This window comes from Nonomuraea zeae, from assembly GCF_005889725.1.
Lineage (GTDB): Bacteria > Actinomycetota > Actinomycetes > Streptosporangiales > Streptosporangiaceae > Nonomuraea > Nonomuraea zeae.
In genome coordinates this window covers 1-16,564 of the sequence record NZ_VCKX01000155.1, presented here as the reverse complement: position 1 = coordinate 16,564, position 16,564 = coordinate 1, and the positions used below count along the sequence as shown (strand labels likewise).

At 73.2% G+C, this 16,564-nt stretch carries 14 protein-coding genes; 10 read left to right on the top strand and 4 right to left on the bottom strand.

What is annotated here, in order from left to right:
• Positions 1-32 precede the first annotated feature (32 nt).
• The 3 genes from ETD85_RS37515 to ETD85_RS37505 form a co-directional block, all read right to left on the bottom strand.
• Positions 33-1,304 (bottom strand): MFS transporter, encoded by a 1,272-nt coding sequence (locus ETD85_RS37515; protein ID WP_138694577.1) that lies wholly within the window; start codon positions 1,302-1,304, stop codon positions 33-35.
• Complete coding sequence (locus ETD85_RS37510) at positions 1,301-1,822, bottom strand: MarR family winged helix-turn-helix transcriptional regulator (RefSeq protein WP_240779679.1); 522 nt, start codon at positions 1,820-1,822, stop codon at positions 1,301-1,303. Before ETD85_RS37510 ends, ETD85_RS37515 begins: the two co-directional genes overlap by 4 nt.
• An 81-nt stretch (positions 1,823-1,903) precedes the next feature.
• On the bottom strand, positions 1,904-2,833 hold the full coding sequence (locus ETD85_RS37505; RefSeq protein WP_170247053.1) for a phosphotransferase: 930 nt from the start codon (positions 2,831-2,833) through the stop codon (positions 1,904-1,906).
• A 141-nt stretch (positions 2,834-2,974) separates the two neighbouring features.
• Here ETD85_RS37505 and ETD85_RS37500 point away from each other — a divergent pair, with 141 nt between their 5' ends.
• The 9 genes from ETD85_RS37500 (at position 2,975) to ETD85_RS37460 (ending at position 13,418) form a co-directional block, all read left to right on the top strand.
• Positions 2,975-4,537: an AMP-binding protein gene (locus ETD85_RS37500; protein WP_240779678.1), complete on the top strand. Its 1,563-nt coding sequence runs from the start codon at positions 2,975-2,977 to the stop codon at positions 4,535-4,537.
• 238 nt (positions 4,538-4,775) lie between these two features.
• Positions 4,776-6,518, top strand: a complete 1,743-nt coding sequence (locus tag ETD85_RS37495; RefSeq protein ID WP_138694574.1) for a hypothetical protein — start codon at positions 4,776-4,778, stop codon at positions 6,516-6,518.
• Positions 6,511-7,302 (top strand): IclR family transcriptional regulator, encoded by a 792-nt coding sequence (locus ETD85_RS37490; protein WP_138694573.1) that lies wholly within the window; start codon positions 6,511-6,513, stop codon positions 7,300-7,302. Before ETD85_RS37495 ends, ETD85_RS37490 begins: the two co-directional genes overlap by 8 nt.
• Positions 7,299-8,036, top strand: coding sequence for a hypothetical protein (locus tag ETD85_RS37485; protein ID WP_138694572.1), 738 nt, complete (start codon positions 7,299-7,301; stop codon positions 8,034-8,036). Before ETD85_RS37490 ends, ETD85_RS37485 begins: the two co-directional genes overlap by 4 nt.
• Complete coding sequence (locus ETD85_RS37480; RefSeq protein WP_206059113.1) at positions 8,033-9,016, top strand: dipeptidase; 984 nt, start codon at positions 8,033-8,035, stop codon at positions 9,014-9,016. The genes ETD85_RS37485 and ETD85_RS37480 overlap by 4 nt, the downstream gene beginning before the upstream one ends.
• Positions 9,017-9,020: 4 nt before the next feature.
• The gene (locus ETD85_RS37475; protein WP_138694571.1) at positions 9,021-9,839 is read left to right on the top strand and encodes an ABC transporter ATP-binding protein; all 819 of its coding nucleotides are present in this window, start codon (positions 9,021-9,023) and stop codon (positions 9,837-9,839) included.
• Positions 9,836-10,669, top strand: a complete 834-nt coding sequence (locus tag ETD85_RS37470) for an ABC transporter permease (protein WP_138694570.1) — start codon at positions 9,836-9,838, stop codon at positions 10,667-10,669. The genes ETD85_RS37475 and ETD85_RS37470 overlap by 4 nt, the downstream gene beginning before the upstream one ends.
• A gap of 29 nt (positions 10,670-10,698) precedes the next feature.
• Positions 10,699-11,784: an ABC transporter substrate-binding protein gene (locus ETD85_RS37465; protein WP_138694569.1), complete on the top strand. Its 1,086-nt coding sequence runs from the start codon at positions 10,699-10,701 to the stop codon at positions 11,782-11,784.
• Entirely contained in the window at positions 11,772-13,418 is a 1,647-nt protein-coding gene (locus tag ETD85_RS37460; protein WP_138694568.1) for a thiamine pyrophosphate-binding protein, read from the top strand. Before ETD85_RS37465 ends, ETD85_RS37460 begins: the two co-directional genes overlap by 13 nt.
• 25 nt (positions 13,419-13,443) lie before the next feature.
• On the opposite strand, the gene ETD85_RS63560 is transcribed toward ETD85_RS37460, so the two are convergent.
• Entirely contained in the window at positions 13,444-14,961 is a 1,518-nt protein-coding gene (locus tag ETD85_RS63560; RefSeq protein WP_170247052.1) for a hypothetical protein, read from the bottom strand.
• Between the two features lie 208 nt (positions 14,962-15,169).
• Between ETD85_RS63560 and ETD85_RS37450 the strand changes: the two genes are divergently transcribed.
• Positions 15,170-16,564 (top strand): NsdA family TPR-like regulatory protein (locus ETD85_RS37450; protein ID WP_206059112.1); only part of this gene is annotated, 1,395 nt, incomplete at its 3' end.

Genomic DNA, 16,564 nt, shown 5'->3' with positions numbered 1-16,564 from the left:
GGGCCGCCGGCGTCGGCGGCCCAGGGGAGTGGTCAGCTTGAGGTGCCGGCGCCGGTCTCGGCCGCCTCGGCCAGCTCGGCCTCGGGCTCGCCCTGGCGGGCGTGCGCGTCCACCTCGGCCTGGTTGGCCTCGGCCCGCATCAGGTCGCGGTGGCCGGTGGCCAGGATGGCGATCCCGATCAGGATGGCGCAGCCGCCGATCACGAACGGCACGTGCACGTTGAAGTGCTCGGCGAGCTTGCCCGCCGCGAACGGGGCCAGGCCGCCGCCGATGAAGCGGACGAATCCGTACGCCGCCGAGGCCACCGGCCGCTCGACCGGCGCGACCATCATCACGGCCTGGGTGGTCAGCGTGTTGTTCACGCCGATGAAGATGCCCGCGACGATCACGGCGGTGATCAGGGCGGGCCGGTTGTCCACGAAGACGGCGATGGCGAAGATGACGAGCGCGAACATCGCCAGGTTGCCGTAGAGCGTGCGGGCCAGCCCGAGCCGGCGCTGCAGCCAGGGGGCGCCGGCGACCGAGAAGATCGCCACCATCAGGCCCCAGCCGGTGAAGACCAGGCCGAGCTGGATGGCGTCCAGCTCCATCGGGAAGGGGGCGTAGCCGAGCACGGTGAAGAAGCCCCAGTTGTAGCACAGGGCGGTCAGGCTCATGATCAGCAGGCCGCGGTGGCGCAAGGCCTTGAGCGGGTCGAGCAGCGAGGTCTTGCGCGCGGGTCTGGGCTGGGGGCGTACCAGGAGGATGGTGGCGAGCAGGGCGATCGCCATCAGCACCGCGACGCCGTAGAAGGGGCCGCGCCAGCTGATGTTGCCGAGCGCGCCGCCGAGCAGCGGGCCGATCGCGATGCCCAGGCCGAGCGCGGCCTCGTACAGGATGATCGCGCCGGTGAAGCCGCCGCTGGCGGCGGCCACGATGACGGCCAGCGAGGTCGCGACGAACAGCGCGTTGCCCAGGCCCCAGCCGGCGCGGAAGCCGATGATGCCGCCGATGCTGTCGGAGGTGCCCGCGAGCGCGCTGAACACGACGATCAGCACGAGGCCGGCGATCAGCGTCCACTTGGCGCCGATGCGGCTGGAGACCCAGCCGGTGACGAGCATGGCGACGGCCATGACCACCAGGTAGCTGGTGAACAGCAGGGTGACCTGGCTGGGGGAGGCGTTCAGGTCGGAGGAGATCGCGGGCAGGATCGGGTCGACCAGGCCGATGCCCATGAACGAGATCACGCACGCGAACGCGACCGCCCACACGGCCTTGGGCTGACGGAAGGGGCTCGGCGCGGAGGCGGCCTTTGCCGGGGTCATTCAGTTTCTCCGGGATTGTTCGAGTGGGTGCCTTCGCGCGCGCCGCCCTGGGCGCTTCTCTGCGCGGTGGCGGCGGAGGCGAGGGCGTGAGCGGCCAGGCGATCCAGCGCGGGCAGGGCCGCGGCGATCGCGGCGCGGTCGGCGGCCGGCAGCTCGGCGAGCAGCTCGGCCAGCCGCTTGGCCTGCGCGGCCCGGCGTCTGGCCAGCTCCGCGCGCCCGTGCTGGGTGATGGCCACCATCACGACGCGGCCGTCACCTGGATCGGACTGCCGCTCGGCGAGCCCTTCGCGGTCCAGGCGGGAGACGAGCTGGGTCATCGCGGGCTGGGTGACGCCCTCGATCGAGGCCAGCTCGGTGAGGCGGCGCGGGCCCAGCCGTTCGAGGTTGGCCAGCGTGGACAGGGAGGTGATCGACAGGTCCCTGGGGACGTCGAGGACGCGCATCATCGTCCTGACCCGGCCAAGGCCGGCCGCCAGCTCCAGGTCGTCCACGGGGGGAGGGGTCGGATCTGGATCCATAAGCAACTTATATCACTTAACCATATAGGTTGCTTATGGAATGATGGATGGGTGACCGGCGCCGGGACTGCGGCGCTTCGATCACTCGCCCGTGTCGGGGATCCCGTCCGAGATCCAGCGCCGGATCTGCGCGGCCGCCTCGTCAGCGACGGCGTGCCCGGCGGGCCTGGTGACCAGGTCGCTGAGGGCGAACATGTCCAGCACCCGCCCCAGGTAGGCCCAGTCCTCGGCGAGCGGCAGGCCGGCGGGCTGGTGCGCGGCGAAGCCGGCGCGGAAACCGGCCACGAAGGAGGCGGGGTAGCCGGCGCCGAAGCGGAGCATGTTCGCCGCGTCGCCGTACGGGCAGCCGGCGTAGCTGAACTCCCAGTCGAGCACGGCGTCCACCCGCCAGCCGCCGCGCGTGCGCGTGACCAGGAGGTTCTTGGGGTTGATGTCGGCGTGCACGAGGCGGCTGTGGTGCCCGACGCGGTCGAGCGAGGGCGCGTGGGCCGCGCACAGGTCCGCCCAGGAGCTCCGCGCCTCCCCGTCCAGGCGGGCCTGCGCCGGAGCCGCCGCCATGCAGGCGTCGGCGACCTGGGGCAGCTGCTTCGACCACGGCTGCTCCACGGTCACCGTGAGGTGCTCGTCGGCGAAGAACCCCGGCCGGTCGAACGTCGCCGCCGCGATGCCCGCGACCACCCGCCCGACCTCCGCGCCCAGCCCGGAGAGCTCCGAGGAGCCCGACGGCTCCGCGAGCACCTCGCTCAGGAGCGTGCCCTGGACGTGCTCCAGGACCATGACCGGCCGGGCAGCGTCGTCCGAAGCTCCCTCGGGCACGACCAGCAGCACCTCGGGCACGGGCGCGTAGGGGCGGGCGGCGGCCATGACCGCGGCCTCGACGGCCGGATCGGGGCCGCCGAACCGGGCCACCACCTGCCCGTCGGCCAGCGTGAGCAGGACCGTTTCGTGCGAGAAGCCACCGGCCAGCGTGCTCGCCGCCTTGACCGTGCCGCCCAGTGCGGCTTCCACCACGTGAAGTTCCTCGGCCCGCATCCGATCAACCTACCGCCGGCCCCGGGCGGCGGTGGCGCGGATCGGGCCGATCGGGCGATGTGGACGAGGGCCCCGTCATGCGACGATCTATGCGAGCCTCGCAATAAGGATGGTGCGCTGGTGACCGGTCTGTCGTTCGAGCCGCTGACCCCGACGAGCTTCCTCGAACGCGCGGCGGCCGTGTTCGCCCGGCGGGTCGCCGTCGTGGACGGCGAGCTGACGCTCACGTACACCGAGCTGTGGGACCGCGTCCGGCTGCTGGCGGGCGGCCTGTCCGGCGCCGGAGTGCGCCCTGGGGACCGGGTGGGCCTGCTCGCCGCCAACGGCCACCTGCTGCTGGAGTCCACGTTCGGCGTGCCGGCGGCCGGCGCGGTCATGGTGCCGATGAACATCCGCCTGTCGCCGGGCGAGCTGGCGTACATCATCGACCACGCCGAGGTGTCGGTGCTGCTCCATGACGACGAGCACGCGGAGCTGGCCGCCGCGGCCTGCGCGGGGAGCCGGGCGCGCCCGCGCCGGGTGTCCGGCGGCGAGTACGAGCAGCTGCTCGCCGGGGCCGAGCCGCTGCTGGTCAGGGTGGACGACGAGCTGTCACCGCTGTCGATCAACTACACCAGCGGGACCACGGGCCGCCCCAAAGGGGTCGTCTACCACCACCGGGGCGCCTACCTCCAGGCGCTGGCCATGGCGCTGCACACCAGGCTCGACGCGGCCGGCGGCTACCTGTGGACGCTGCCGATGTTCCACTGCCACGGGTGGTGCTTCCCCTGGGCGGTGACCCTGGCCGGCGCCCGCCACGTCTGCCTGCCCAAGGTCGATCCGCCGCTGGCCTGGCGGCTGATCAGGACGCACCGCGTCACCCATCTGTGCGGCGCGCCGACGGTGCTCACGTCGCTGCTCGCCCACCCCGACGCGCCCACGGGGCCCCTGGAGCCGCGGCTGCTCGCCTGCGTGGGCGGCGCGCCGCCGAGCCCCGCGCTGATCGCGCGGGCGCTGCGGGCCGGGATCGACGTCATCCACCTGTACGGGCTCACGGAGACGTACGGGCCCGCCGTGATCTGCCAGCCGCAGCCCGAGTGGAGCGACCTGGACGCCGGGGAACTGGCGGCCGTGACCGCGCGGCAGGGGGTGGGCAACGTGATCGCCCAGCGGATCCGGGTGGTGGACGAGCAGGGCGGAGACGTGCCGGCCGACGCCGCCACGATCGGCGAGATCGCGGTGCGCGGCAACGACGTCATGGTGGGCTACCACCGCGATCCCGGCGCCACCGAGAAGGCCGCGCCCGACGGCTGGTTCCGCACCGGCGACCTGGCGGTCCTGCACCCCGACGGCTACGTGCAGCTCGTGGACCGGGCGAAGGACGTGATCATCTCGGGCGGCGAGAACATCGCCTCGATCGAGGTGGAGAACGCCCTCGTGAGCCATCCCGCCGTCGAGGAGGCGGCAGTCGTCGCCCGGCCCGACGCGCACTGGGGCGAGGTGCCGGTCGCCTACGTCAGCCTCGCGGCGGGCGCGAGCGCCACGGAAGGCGAGCTCATCCAGCACGTACGGGATCGGCTGGCGCACTTCAAGGCGCCCAAGGCGATCGTCTTCGGCGACCTGCCGAAGACCTCGACCGGCAAGATCCAGAAGAACGTGCTCAGGGAACGCGCCGCCACCGGTCGCCCGGCCCCCGAGATCTGACCGTCCGCGACCCGCGGCTGAGGGCGTCGCGGACCTGGGTTGTGGGCTGTGGCTGTGGGTTGTGGGTGAGGGCTGCCCGGACGCCCAAGAGTTCGGGCTGGTCAACGCCGTGTTGGGGGTGGCGTAGCGGTCACCCTAGCGGAAGGTGGCTCCCAAGAATAGGTCTTGCCGAAATTAGGGTTTCAGTCATAGCGTCACGATATTCCATACGGCGTCCTGAGTATCTTGACGAGGTGCAATGAGCGACCTGCCGCCGACCATCGAGCCCCGCGATCCCGCCTTCCTCATGCGTCCTGAGCGCCTGGCCGCATTACAGCCCTCGCGTTTCAGTGCCAGCCGGTCGTTGGTCTCGACAATGCTGCGCAACGGCTGGTCGGTCACTCCGCAACGGCTGGAGCTGGACGACCGCGGCAACGGAACGGCCGTCTACCGGGTGCAGACGCATGCGGGAGTGCTGTCGTTCGTGGCCTTCAGCAGCGAGCCCCGCTTCGTGGACCGCACGCCCAGGATCATCGGGCGCAGCTGGGACATGGTCGGGGCGCTGCTCGAAGGCGAGGCCGACCCCGGCCGCGTCGAGCAGACCCGGGCCGAGCTGCCCAAGCTGTACGCGGGCCGGGCCGCCCCGGGAACGCTGGTGTGGTGCCGCTCCAACCGGAGCCTGCGGGCCTTCGAGCACGCGGTCGAGGCGCTGACCGCCGGCCGCCAGCCCGGTCTCGGCCGGCTGCGCGAGGTGGGCTACCTGATGCGCAACACCGGGCTGGACGCGAACGGCACGTTCGGCACCCGCACGTACCTGTCGTACGGGCCCGATCACCCGCTGGGCGCGCCGTACCACGCGCAGATGCTCACCGCGTACCTCATGCGGGAGTTCAGCTTCGACCTGTGCGACCACCTGGCGCGGGCCGCGACGCCCACGGCGGCGCGGCTCGACCCGGCGTTGCGGCGCTATCTCGGCCTGGGCAACGGGTCGGCGCTCGGCCTGGTCCTGTTCGTGGCCAACCACCCGCGCATGGTGCACCGCTGGCTCCAGGTACGCGAGGAGGCCCTGGCCCAGGCCAGGCGGCTGACCCCGCCGGCGGGCGACCCGGCGTACGGGCGGCTCACGGACCTGCTCGACGAGGCGATCGTGTACCGCGAACAGGACCCGATGCGCTACGGCGTCTTCCCCGACGGGCAGCGCCTGGCCGCCGAGCTGCGCACCGTCCGCGACCTGGCCGCCGAGCTGCGCGACCACGGCACCGTACGCGGCGCGCGGCCGGTCCGTCCGTTCGAGGCGCTGCGGGTGGCGATCGAGGGCACCGTCACCTCCGAGACCGAGGAGATCCTGAACGCGCTGCTCATGGAGCTGCTGCCGGACACGGCGGACGAGGCGTTCGGCCGGCTGATCGTGGACGAACGGCTCGTCGGCGATCCCGGCATGACGGTGCGCGAGTTCGGCGCGATGCTGCGCGGGCCTTACGGATGGGCCCACGACGCCCGGCTCGCCGGCGAGGCGGGCAGGACTCGCGTCTGGTACAAGTCCAGGGCCGCGGAAGAGCCGAGGTCGGGGCCGCGCGAGCAGTTCCCCGGCGGGTTCGACCTGTCGGTGGACGTGCCGGGCGACGTCCGGCGGCTGTCGCGGCTGATGGAGCGCTACGACGTGCGGACGCGCGTGGGACGGGTGCTGTTCGACCATCCGGAGGAGCGGGCCGCCGTCGAGCGGCTCCAGGCACTGCGGGACCAGCCGTACGCGCTGCCCCGGATGGACATGCTCGACATGGACTTCGTGCCGGTCCACATCATCCGGCTGGCCAACGCCGCCTTCTACGGCCTCGACCGGACCAAGGACTTCCTCGGCAGGACCCTGCGCGGCCTCATCTTCCAGGGCGCGCCTGCTCGCGACGACCTGGCGGGCAAGGAGACCGGCCCCTGGTGGCACCCGAGCGAACCAGATTTTCCCGATCTGTCCGATCTACAAGACTCCGGGATGACACGTGACTGAACACAACGTGCCACGCACCCAGCCGCTGAGCACCGCGCTCAAGTGCCTCAAGATGCTGGAGGTCGTGGCGGAGGCGGAGCGCTCGGTACGCATTGCCGAGCTCGCGCGCTCGCTCGGCCTGTCCCGCGCCGCCGTCCACCAGCAGCTCGTGACCCTGGTCGCCGCCGGGTGGATGGAGCAGGCAGACGACGGCGCCTACCGGCTGACGCTCAGGCCGACCCGCATCGGGCAGGCGGCGCTGCGCCAGGCAGGGCTCGGCGAGCGGGTGCTGCCGAACATGGAACGCCTGGTGGACGTCGTCCGCGAGGCCGTCTCCCTCGCGATACTCGAACGCGGCACCGCCACCATCATCCAGCGCATCGAGCCGGGCCGGCCGCTACAGGTCGATCTGCGGGCCGAGGCCACGATGCCGATCAGCCGCAGCGCGTCGGGACAGGTCCTGCTGGCCTGGGCGACCGAGCGGCAGCTCGCCGAGCTGCGCGAGCTGGGGGTCGAGCTGCCGGGCGAGGAGGAGCTGGCGAACGTCCGCCTGCGCGGCTACGCCACCTCGGAAGGGCGCTGGCTGGAAGGCGTGATCGGCATCGCCGCTCCCGTCTTCGACGTGCGCGGCCGCTGCGTGGGCGCGCTGAGCGTGGCCGGGCCGAGCAGCAGGTTCGACCGCGAGAAGGGTGCCAAGGCGCTGATGGACACCGTCTCCGAGATCAACGAAGTGCTCTCGGGACGGCCGGCCACCGCACGCGGCGACGCGGGGACGCCTGGCACCGAGCGAGGGGAGCGGGCATGACTGGCCCCACGGCAGAGGCAGCGACTGAAGCTGGATGCGCCGCGGCGGAGAGCGGCGGGTCCCGGCTCACCGTGAGCCTGCGGGAGACCCGGGTGCTGGTGGAGCGGATCCTGCTGCTGCTCGGCGTGCCGAAGGGCGCCGTGCCCGCCGTACGCGACCTGCTCGTCGAGGCCGAGGCACTGGGCCTGGGCGCCCTGGCCTTCCTCGACTCCCGCGCCCACCCCGACTCCTGGCGAGCTGCGGAACTTGCCTCGAACGACGCCTCGAACGACGCCTCGAACGCTGGCGGCCGGGCCGTGATCGAGGCGCACGGGATGCCGGCGCCCTACGTGGCCCCGGCCCTGCTGGACCTGGGCGTGGCGCTGCTGCGCGAGCACGGCCGGGCCCGGATCGAGGTACGCGGCCTGAGCGCGCCGCAACTCCTGCCGGTCCTGCCGCACGCCGCCGCCGCGTACGGCGCCCGCGTGGAGGTGAGCTTCGGCGCCGGCGCCCCCGTGCTGGCCGTCGAGGACGCCGTCGGGGATGCCGTCGCGGATGGGAGCTCCGGGCACCTGGCCAGAGCCGTCCATGAGGGGATGCGGGTGGACGCCGGCCTGTGGTGGCGGCTCTACCACCGCTCCAACGACGCGCTCACCGAGGACACGCCCGTCTCCCGGCGGCACGCCGGCGCGACCCTGGACCCCGACGTGACCGATCCGGACGTCGACGTCGACTATGTGGGAGTCAGCTCATGATGTTCGTTGACGGCCTCGAATGCAGCAACTTCGACCGCGAGGTCTTCGAGGAGCTGCGCGCCGGCGACCTCGGGTGCGTCACCGTCACCTGCGGCTTCTGGGAGGACGCGCTCGAGTCCCTGGACCGCGTGGTGGCCTGGCGCGACCTCGTGCGGGCCAACGCCGACCTGGTGGCCGTCGCGACGACGGCCGCGGAGATCGAGGAGATCCAGGCGAGCGGCCGGACCGCGCTGCTGCTCGGCTTCCAGAACAGCTCGTTCCTCGCCGGGCGCATCGGCTACGTCGAGCTGTTCGCCGACCTCGGCGTGCGCGTCGCGCAGCTCACGTACAACATCCAGAACGACGTCGGCGCGAGCTGCTACGACCCGGTTGACGGCGGGCTGACCCGGTTCGGCCGCGAGGTGGTCGAGGAGATGAACCGGACCGGCATGGCCGTGGACCTGTCCCACGTCGGTGAGCGGACCAGCCTGGAGGCGGTCGAGCACTCGGCGGTGCCGGTGGCGGTGACCCACGCGAACCCCGCGTCGCTGGTGCCGCACGCCCGCAACAAGTCCGACGAGCTGCTCAAGGCCCTCGCCGCGCGCGGCGGCGTGCTCGGCGTGTCCGGCTACCGCAACATCAGCGGCGAGTACGCCGCGACCGCCGACACGTGGGCCGAGCTGGTCGCCCGCACGGCGGACCTGATCGGCATCGACCACGTCGGCGTCGGCTCCGACCTCGGCCGCAAGGTCGTGGCGGACGACCTGCGCTGGATGCGGCAGGGCCGCTGGACCAGGACGCCGCAGTACGGCGCGGGTTCCGCGGCCAACCCGGGCAAGCAGCCGCCGCTGCCCTGGTTCCCCGACACCCGCTCGTTCCCCGGACTCGCCGAGGCGCTGGCCAGGCACGGGTTCGGCGAGAAGGAGGTGGCCGCGGTCATGGGAGGCAACTGGCTGCGCTTTTACCACGAGGTGCTGCCGAAGCGATCGGCGAAGGAGTGACACCATGGCGACCTTGACCGGACAACAGGCCCGCGACCAGGCTCCGCCGGGACCGGCGGCCCTCGCCGTACGCGGCGTCGCCAAGACGTTCACCCGCCGCGGCGCGGCCGTGCGGGCCCTGGAGCACACCGACCTGGACATCGCGCCGGGGGAGTTCGTCTCCCTCATCGGCCCAAGCGGCTGCGGAAAGTCCACCCTGCTCAAACTCATCGCCGGCCTGCTGGAGCCCACGGCGGGCACGGTGTCCGTGGACGGCACGCCCGTGACGGAGCCGCTGGCGCAGGTCGGCATGGCCTTCCAGAAGCCGACCCTGCTGCGCTGGCGCACCGTGCTCGACAACGTGTGCCTCCCGCTCGACATCGCGGGCGAGGGCGGCGCGGAGGGCCGGGGGCGGGCGCGCGAGCTGCTGGAGATGATCGGGCTGGCCGCGTTCGAGAAGCACTATCCCAAAGAGCTGTCTGGCGGCATGGAGCAGCGGGTGGCGATCGCCAGGTCGCTGGTGGGCCGGCCGTCGCTGCTGCTCATGGACGAGCCGTTCGGCGCGCTGGACGAATTCACCCGCGAGGACCTGAACGACGAGCTGCTCGGCGTGTGGCAGCGCGAGCCGAAGACGGTCGTGTTCGTCACCCACAGCATCTCGGAGGCGGTGTTCCTGTCGGACCGGATCGTGGTGATGAGCGCCAGGCCCGGCCGGGTGCACGCCGACATCAAGGTGGCGCTGCCCAGGCCGCGTGACAGGAGCCTGCGGGACCAGCCGGAGTTCTACGAGGCCATCCGCCAGGTGCGCGCCGCCTTGGACGAGGCCAAGGACGGTGAGCGATGAACCACGCCACGACGGCCTCCGCCGGACCCCGCCCGGCCACGCTCGACGAGGGTGCGGAGATCAGGGCGCCGCGAAAGGACGGGTCCGGCGCCAAGTCGGCGGCCCTCGCGATCGCGATCTTCATCGCCCTCGTGGGCGGCTGGCAGGCGGTGGCCAGTGCGGGCATCGTCTCGCCGCTGATCCTGGCGCCGCCGAGCGAGGTGGTCGGGGTGCTGTTCCGGCTGGCGGGGGATGGCACACTCTGGCCGAACCTGCTGGCGACCGTGAACGAGACCCTGCTCGGCTTCGTGCTCGCCGTGGTGGCGGCGGTCGTCGTCGGCTCGGTGTTCGCCTTCTCCCCGATCCTGCGCAACGCGGTGTATCCGTACATCCTGATCTCGCAGACGTTCCCGAAGGTCGCGATCGCGCCGCTGATCGTCGCCGCGCTCGGCTACGGCCTGGCGCCCAAGGTCACGCTGGCGGCGCTGCTGGCGTTCTTCCCGGTGCTGGCCAACACGATCGCCGGGCTGACCGAGGTGAGCGAGGACGAGGTCAACCTGTTCCGGGCGCTACGCGCGAGCCGCTGGCAGGAGCTGCGCTACCTGCGCATCCCCAACGCGCTGGCGTTCATCTTCCCCGCGCTGAACAGCGCCGCCGTGCTCGCGCTGATCGGGGCGATCGTCGGCGAGTTCGTGGCCGCCCGCGAGGGCGTCGGCTACGCCATCGCCCAGTACACCGTCACCGGCGAGGTCGCGGCGACCTACGCCATGCTCATCGCCCTGTCGGTGTTCGGGCTCGTGGTGTACGGCGTCCTGTCCCTCGCCGAGCGCCTGGTGCGCAGAGTCAAGTGATCCCCCCAACAGCAATCCGGGAGTCAGGCATGAGCAGGTTCGGTGTCATAGCAGTCGTGGCCGCGCTCGCGGCGGGCCTGACGGCCTGCGGCGGCGGTGGCGGCGACTCGGGCGGCGCCGAGACGGTCTTCACGGTGCCGGACAAGGCGCTGACCGCGACCACCGCCTCCTACACCTCCGTCCCGATCGAGATGGGCTACTTCAAGTCCGAGGGCGTGGACGTGACCGTCCAGCCCGTGGACAGCGCGCCGACAGCCGTCCAGTCGGTGGCGACGGGCCAGGCGTTCATGACGTACGCGTCGCTGAACGCCGCCATCACCGCCTACCAGAAGGACCCGAGCATCGCGGTGGTCGGCGTGACCAACGGCAGCATCTTCCGGCTGGTGGTCCCGCAGGACAGCCCGATCAAGACCGCCGCCGACCTGAAGGGCAAGACCATCGGGGCGAACACGCTGGCGGGCGTGTCCGCCCTGTTCGCCAAGGGAGTCGTGAAGGAGGCCGGCGGCGATCCGGCCAAGGACGCCTCCTTCCTGCCGGTCGGGCTGGGCGCGCAGGCCGCCGATGCGCTGCGCGGCAAGCAGGTGGACGCCTACGCCGGCTGGGACGGGCCGAACGTGGTCATCGGCGACCTGCTCGGCACGACGATGCGCGACATCCCGTCCCCGCTCAACGACATGACCGGCACGTCGGCGCTCGTCGTGCGCAAGGAGTCCATCAAGAAGGAGCCCAAGCGGGTGGCCGGGATGGTGCGGGCGTTCTTCAAGGCCATGGTCTTCTCGGAAAAGAACCCCGAGGCGGCCATCAAGCTGCACTGGAAGCAGTTCCCGCAGTCCAAGCCCGCCTCCGACGTGCCCGCCGAGACGGCGCTGGCGCAGGCCGTACGGATCCTTAAGCTGCGCATGGAGATCACCGGCGGTCGCGGGCCGTCCGGCGAGTACGGGGTGATCGACGACGCCGGGCTGCAGAAGACGATCGCCACGTTCGCCCAGCACAGCATGATCACCGCGCCTCTCGACGTGAAGTCCAGCGGCCTGTTCGACTTCACGCTGGCCGAGCAGTACAACGCCTTCGACGAGAAGGCCGTCGAGCAGGAGGCGCAGAAGTGGAAGGCCTGACCGCGGCAGGCCAGACCACCGGCGCCGGTCAGGTCGCCGCGGCGCTGGAGGTGCTCGGCGTCCGGCACGTCTTCGCCATCGCCAGCATCCACAACCTGCCCATTCTGCGCGAGCTGCGCGCGCGGGGCGCGGTCGAGATCGTCGGCATGCGCCACGAGCAGGCGGCCGTGCACGCGGCCGACGGCTACGCCAGGGTGACCGGCAGCCTCGGGGTCGCGCTGGTCAGCACCGGCCCCGGCACCGCCAACGCGATGGGCGGCCTGTACGAGGCGTCGTTCGCCTCCTCCCGGGTCCTGCTGATCACCGGCCAGGTGGAGAGCGCCTACCTCGGACGTGGTCGTGGCTACATCCACGAGGCCGAGGGCCAGGGGGACATGCTGCGCGCCGTGTGCCGTACCGTCTCGCTGGCCCGCCGCGCCGGCGACCTGGGCGCCGAGGTCCTCAGGCTGGCCAGGGACGTGCTCACCGGGCGGCCGCAGCCGGCGGCTCTGGAGATCCCCATCGACCTGCAGCGGGCGCCCGCCGAGGAGCCGGAGCTCGCCGCGCCGCGGATCCCGCGCGACGACGTGGACGACAAGGCGGCTGGGGAGGCGGCGCGGCTGCTCGCCGGCGCCCGGCGGCCGCTCGTCTGGGCGGGCGGCGGGGTGACGTCCGCAGGGGCGTCCGCCGAGCTGGCCGCGCTCGCCGAGGCGGCCCAGGCCCCGGTGGTCACCTCGCGGGAGGGCCGCGGCGCGCTGCCGGAGGACCATCCGCTGTGCCTGGGCGCCTTCCCCGCCCTGGAGCCGCTGCGCTCCTATGTCGAGGCGGCCGACGTGGTCCTCGCCGTGGGCACGCGCTTCCAGATGTACTCGACGGACTCCTGGCGGCTACGCCTGCCCGGCGACCTGATCCATCTCGACGTCGATCCCTCGGTGATCGGCCGGGCCTACCCGGCGCGGCTGGCGCTGGCCGGCGACGCCCGCCGCGGCCTGGCCCAGATCGCGCGGCGGCTGGACGAGCACGCCGTCCCCGACCGGTCCGGGCTTCTCGCGGAAGCTCAGGCGGCGCGGGCCGCGGCCAGGGAGCGGATCGGGGCCGAGATGGGCCCCGACCACGAGGCGATCTGCGCCTCGATCCGTCGCCACCTGCCCCGGAATGGCGTCGTCGTCCGGGACGCGACCGTCCCCGCGTACGTCTGGGGCGACCGGGTCCTGCCCATCCTGGCGCCGCGGACGTCGATCCGGCCGACGGCGGCGGGCATCGGTCCGGGATTGCCGCTGGCGATGGGCGCCGCCGTCGGCTCGGGGGCGCCGGTGGTGCTCATCCAGGGCGACGGCGGGTTCATGCTGAGCGCGGGCGAGCTGGCCGCCGCCGCGCAGATCGGGGCGCAGGTGGTCGTCTGCCTGTTCAACGACCGGGGATACGGCGTGCTCCGCGAGATCATCCGAGACTCGTACGGCGGTTACGCGGGCGCCGCCGGCGACGTGGACCTGGCCACGCCCGACTTCACCGCGCTGGCCGCCTCCTTCGGGATCGCCGCGCGGCCGGTCGCCGACGCGGAAACGTTCGACGCCGAGTTCGCCGCCGCCGTGGCCCGACCCGGCCCGACCCTGCTGGACATCGATCTCACCGCGCTGAGCCCCATCCGCAGGTGAAAGGGCGATGCCGGGAGACTGCGGCTCACGGCGCCGCACGCCTCCCGGCGGCGGGCTCCTCGTACGGCAGGAAGAGCTGCTGCACGGCCTCGACCACGCGCCGGGTGAAGGGTGACGCGCTGCCCGGCCCGTGGAACGGGCTCATCCCGCCTCCGGTGACGCCCTCGAAGGTGGCGATGTCGGAGCCGGGGTGGCACACGACGTCCGGGTCCGGCAGGTTGGCGAGCAGGAACTCCCCATGGTCCACGCGGGCGTCCAGCGGATGCGCGCCCCGGCGCACCCACCGCAGCCGGCCGAGGTGGTCGAGCTGGTAGATGCCGGACCCGCGGCCGGCGGCCACGCGTACCGGCGACTCGCGCCGCAGGCGGATCTTGGCGTAGAAGGGCCCGCCGGGCTCGGTGGAGCGTAACAGCGTGCGGTGGTTGAACTCCTGTGGGTCCCCCAGCCAGGACGCCCGGCCGCCCAGCATCACGGCCAGATGCGCCAGCACGAACGGCGGCAGCCCCATCGAGAGCTGATTCACCCCCGAGACCTCGGTGCTCTCGTGGTGCCGCCACTTGATCGCGCACAGGTAGAGCCGCTCGCTCGCGGTGAGCAGGGCGCCCAGGTTGAACAGGCCGGCCACCCCGTACCTGCGCCAGGCCCACACCGCGATCCGCTCCGCGCACTCGACGAGCAGCGCGGCGGCAGGCGCGGGCCAGGGCCGCGACCAGTCGTTGCCGGCGCTGCGCAGCTCGCCGACGCCCAGCTCGGGCACGCCGGTCGAGGTGTGGGCCGGGCGGTCGATGTACACGCGCACGCCGCCGCCGCTCCGGTCCGGGACGCTGAGCACCGTGATGGCGGCCGGCCAGCCGTCCACGTACGCGGCCACCCGGTACGGGCCCAGCAGCCGCACCGCGCGGCCCATGTCGCCCTCGTCCGCCACGATCACGGTGGAGCGCCCGCCGGCCGCACCGCCCGCTGCGCCTCCGGCGGTGCCGCCCGCCTGCACCACGACCCGCTCGGTGCCGACCGCGCGCCGCAGCTCGGAGAGGGCGGGCAGCCGCTCGGCGTGCAGGCAGCGGATCCGCGCCACGGCGGGCACGCCGGCCGCGCGCAGCAGGTCGTCGAACAGGTGCTTAGCCTCGATCGTGGCCCGCACCTCCCCGTCGATCGCCGCGACGGTGCCGCCGGGGCCCGCCAGCTCGTGCATCCTGGCGTTGGCGTACCAGGTGCACACGACCGGCGGCCGGTCCAGCTTGACCAGGTGCCGGGCGGCGTCATGGCGTACCCGGCGCAGCCAGCCGTGCCGCTCGGCCACCGAGCGCACGCGGGTGCGTTCCTCGGCCGCCACCACCCTGCCGGGCATGGCCGGCTCCCAGGCCGAGTAGCAGCCCAGGCCCAGGGCGGGGCGCAGCACGTCGAACGGCGCCGGGCCCGTGTACGCGGTGCGCAGCGCGGTGCTGTAGCGCTCGACACCGACCAGCGGGCGGCCGGCCAGCGCGGCCAGCAGCTCCGCCCGCGCCTCCTCGGCCAGGCCCGACTCCATCTTCGCCATCGTCATCCGCTCCGGATCCATGCTCGCCGGGCCGGTCATGACGCCGCGTACGGCGGGGTGCTCCCGCCGGTCTCGTCCATCAGGATGCGCACGATTCCTCCTTCGTCGAGCCCGTGCACGGCCACGCGACCGCGTCACACTCCGCGCTATTGACGGTGCTTTGCGTAGGGCGGATCGTCGAGGGCACCGCGATGTGAAGCGATGTGAAGTTGCGATGCCTCCACGGCGCACCCGCCCGGTCGTCAATCGCGCGCTCGCCGCGATGATCGAACAGGCCGGCTGGACGCACGCCGCCACGGCGCAGCACGTCAACGCCGTCGCCGCCGAGAGCGGGGAGCGGATGCACTACGACCGCTCGGCCGTCGGGCACTGGCTGACCGGGACCGTGCCGCGCCCGGAGGCCGTCCACGCCGCCGTGGAGGCGTTCCGCCGGCGCCTGAACCGGATGGATCTCACTCCGGCGCATTTCGGCTGGCCCGATCCGGGCACCGCGCCGCCCGCCGACGACCCGTGGCGCGGTGACCCGGTCGCCCGGCTGGCCACGCTGGGGGAGGACGACCTGCTCAACCGCCGGACCGTGCTGACCGCGGGCACGTTCACCCTGGCGGCGCTCTCCGGCCTGGCCGCCGTCTCCGCCTTGTCCGCGCCGCGCGGCACGGGGTGGACCGACGGCTGGGGCGGGAGGCGGGGCACGGGCCGGCGCGTCGTACGCGCCGGCGCGGGGGACGTCGCCAGGATCCGCGCCGCCACCGCCAGCTTCGCCGACCTCGACGACCAGTACGGCGGCGGGCACGGCCGCGCGGCCGTCGCCGCCTACCTGGCCCGCGAGGTCACCCCGCTGCTGCACGAGGCGACCGGCCGGAGCCGCCCCGACCTGTTCACCGCCGCGGCGCAGCTGAGCTACCTGGCCGCCTACATGGCCATGGACGCGGGCGCGCACGCCCTCGCCCAGCGCTACTACATCAGCACCGTGCGCCTCGCCGACGAGGCGGGCGACCTGGTGCTGCGCGCGACGGCCCTGCGCAGCATGGCGGTCCAGGCCACCGAGCTCGGCCACGACGGCGAGGCCCTGGCCCTGGCCGAGGCCGCCGCCTCCGCCCTCGCCGGCCAGGGTCCCCAGCGCACGCAGGCCTGGATCACCGGCATGCGCGCGGAGGCGCACGCCGCGGCCGGGACCCGCTGGGACGCGCTGACCCTGCTCCGCCGCACCGAGGCCCAGCTCGAACGCGCCGACTCCGTGCCCGAGTCGGAGTGGACCGGCAACTACCGGCGCGAATCCCTGGAGCACCAGATCGGCCTCACCCTCACCCAGCTCGGCGACCACGCCACCGCCGCCCGGCACTTCGCCGCCTCCATGGACGCCCGCCGTCCCGTCGAGCGCCGCACCCGCACGCTGATCGGCCTGCGCGCGGCGCATGCCTTCCTGCGGGCCGGCGACATCGAGCGCGCCGCCGCCACCGCCGTGGACCTCAGCGATGACGTACGGCTCATCGCCTCGGCGCGGGTGGGGGAGGAGCTGCGCCGGCTCCGGACGGATTGGCAGCGTTACCGCGGGAACCCGCTCATCGCCCGAGCCGACCGCCTCATCTCCGGCACCGCCACCAGCCCC

What these genes read in the sequence shown, in the direction of transcription:
- ETD85_RS37515 (WP_138694577.1), bottom strand. Translation starts at nt 1,304, where the DNA reads ATGACCCCGGCAAAGGCCGCCTCCGCGCCGAGCCCCTTCCGTCAGCCC.
- ETD85_RS37510 (WP_240779679.1), bottom strand. Translation starts at nt 1,822, where the DNA reads ATGGATCCAGATCCGACCCCTCCCCCCGTGGACGACCTGGAGCTGGCG.
- ETD85_RS37495 (WP_138694574.1), top strand. Translation starts at nt 4,776, where the DNA reads ATGAGCGACCTGCCGCCGACCATCGAGCCCCGCGATCCCGCCTTCCTC.
- ETD85_RS37485 (WP_138694572.1), top strand. Translation starts at nt 7,299, where the DNA reads ATGACTGGCCCCACGGCAGAGGCAGCGACTGAAGCTGGATGCGCCGCG.
- ETD85_RS37480 (WP_206059113.1), top strand. Translation starts at nt 8,033, where the DNA reads ATGATGTTCGTTGACGGCCTCGAATGCAGCAACTTCGACCGCGAGGTC.
- ETD85_RS37475 (WP_138694571.1), top strand. Translation starts at nt 9,021, where the DNA reads ATGGCGACCTTGACCGGACAACAGGCCCGCGACCAGGCTCCGCCGGGA.
- ETD85_RS37470 (WP_138694570.1), top strand. Translation starts at nt 9,836, where the DNA reads ATGAACCACGCCACGACGGCCTCCGCCGGACCCCGCCCGGCCACGCTC.
- ETD85_RS37465 (WP_138694569.1), top strand. Translation starts at nt 10,699, where the DNA reads ATGAGCAGGTTCGGTGTCATAGCAGTCGTGGCCGCGCTCGCGGCGGGC.
- ETD85_RS63560 (WP_170247052.1), bottom strand. Translation starts at nt 14,961, where the DNA reads ATGACGATGGCGAAGATGGAGTCGGGCCTGGCCGAGGAGGCGCGGGCG.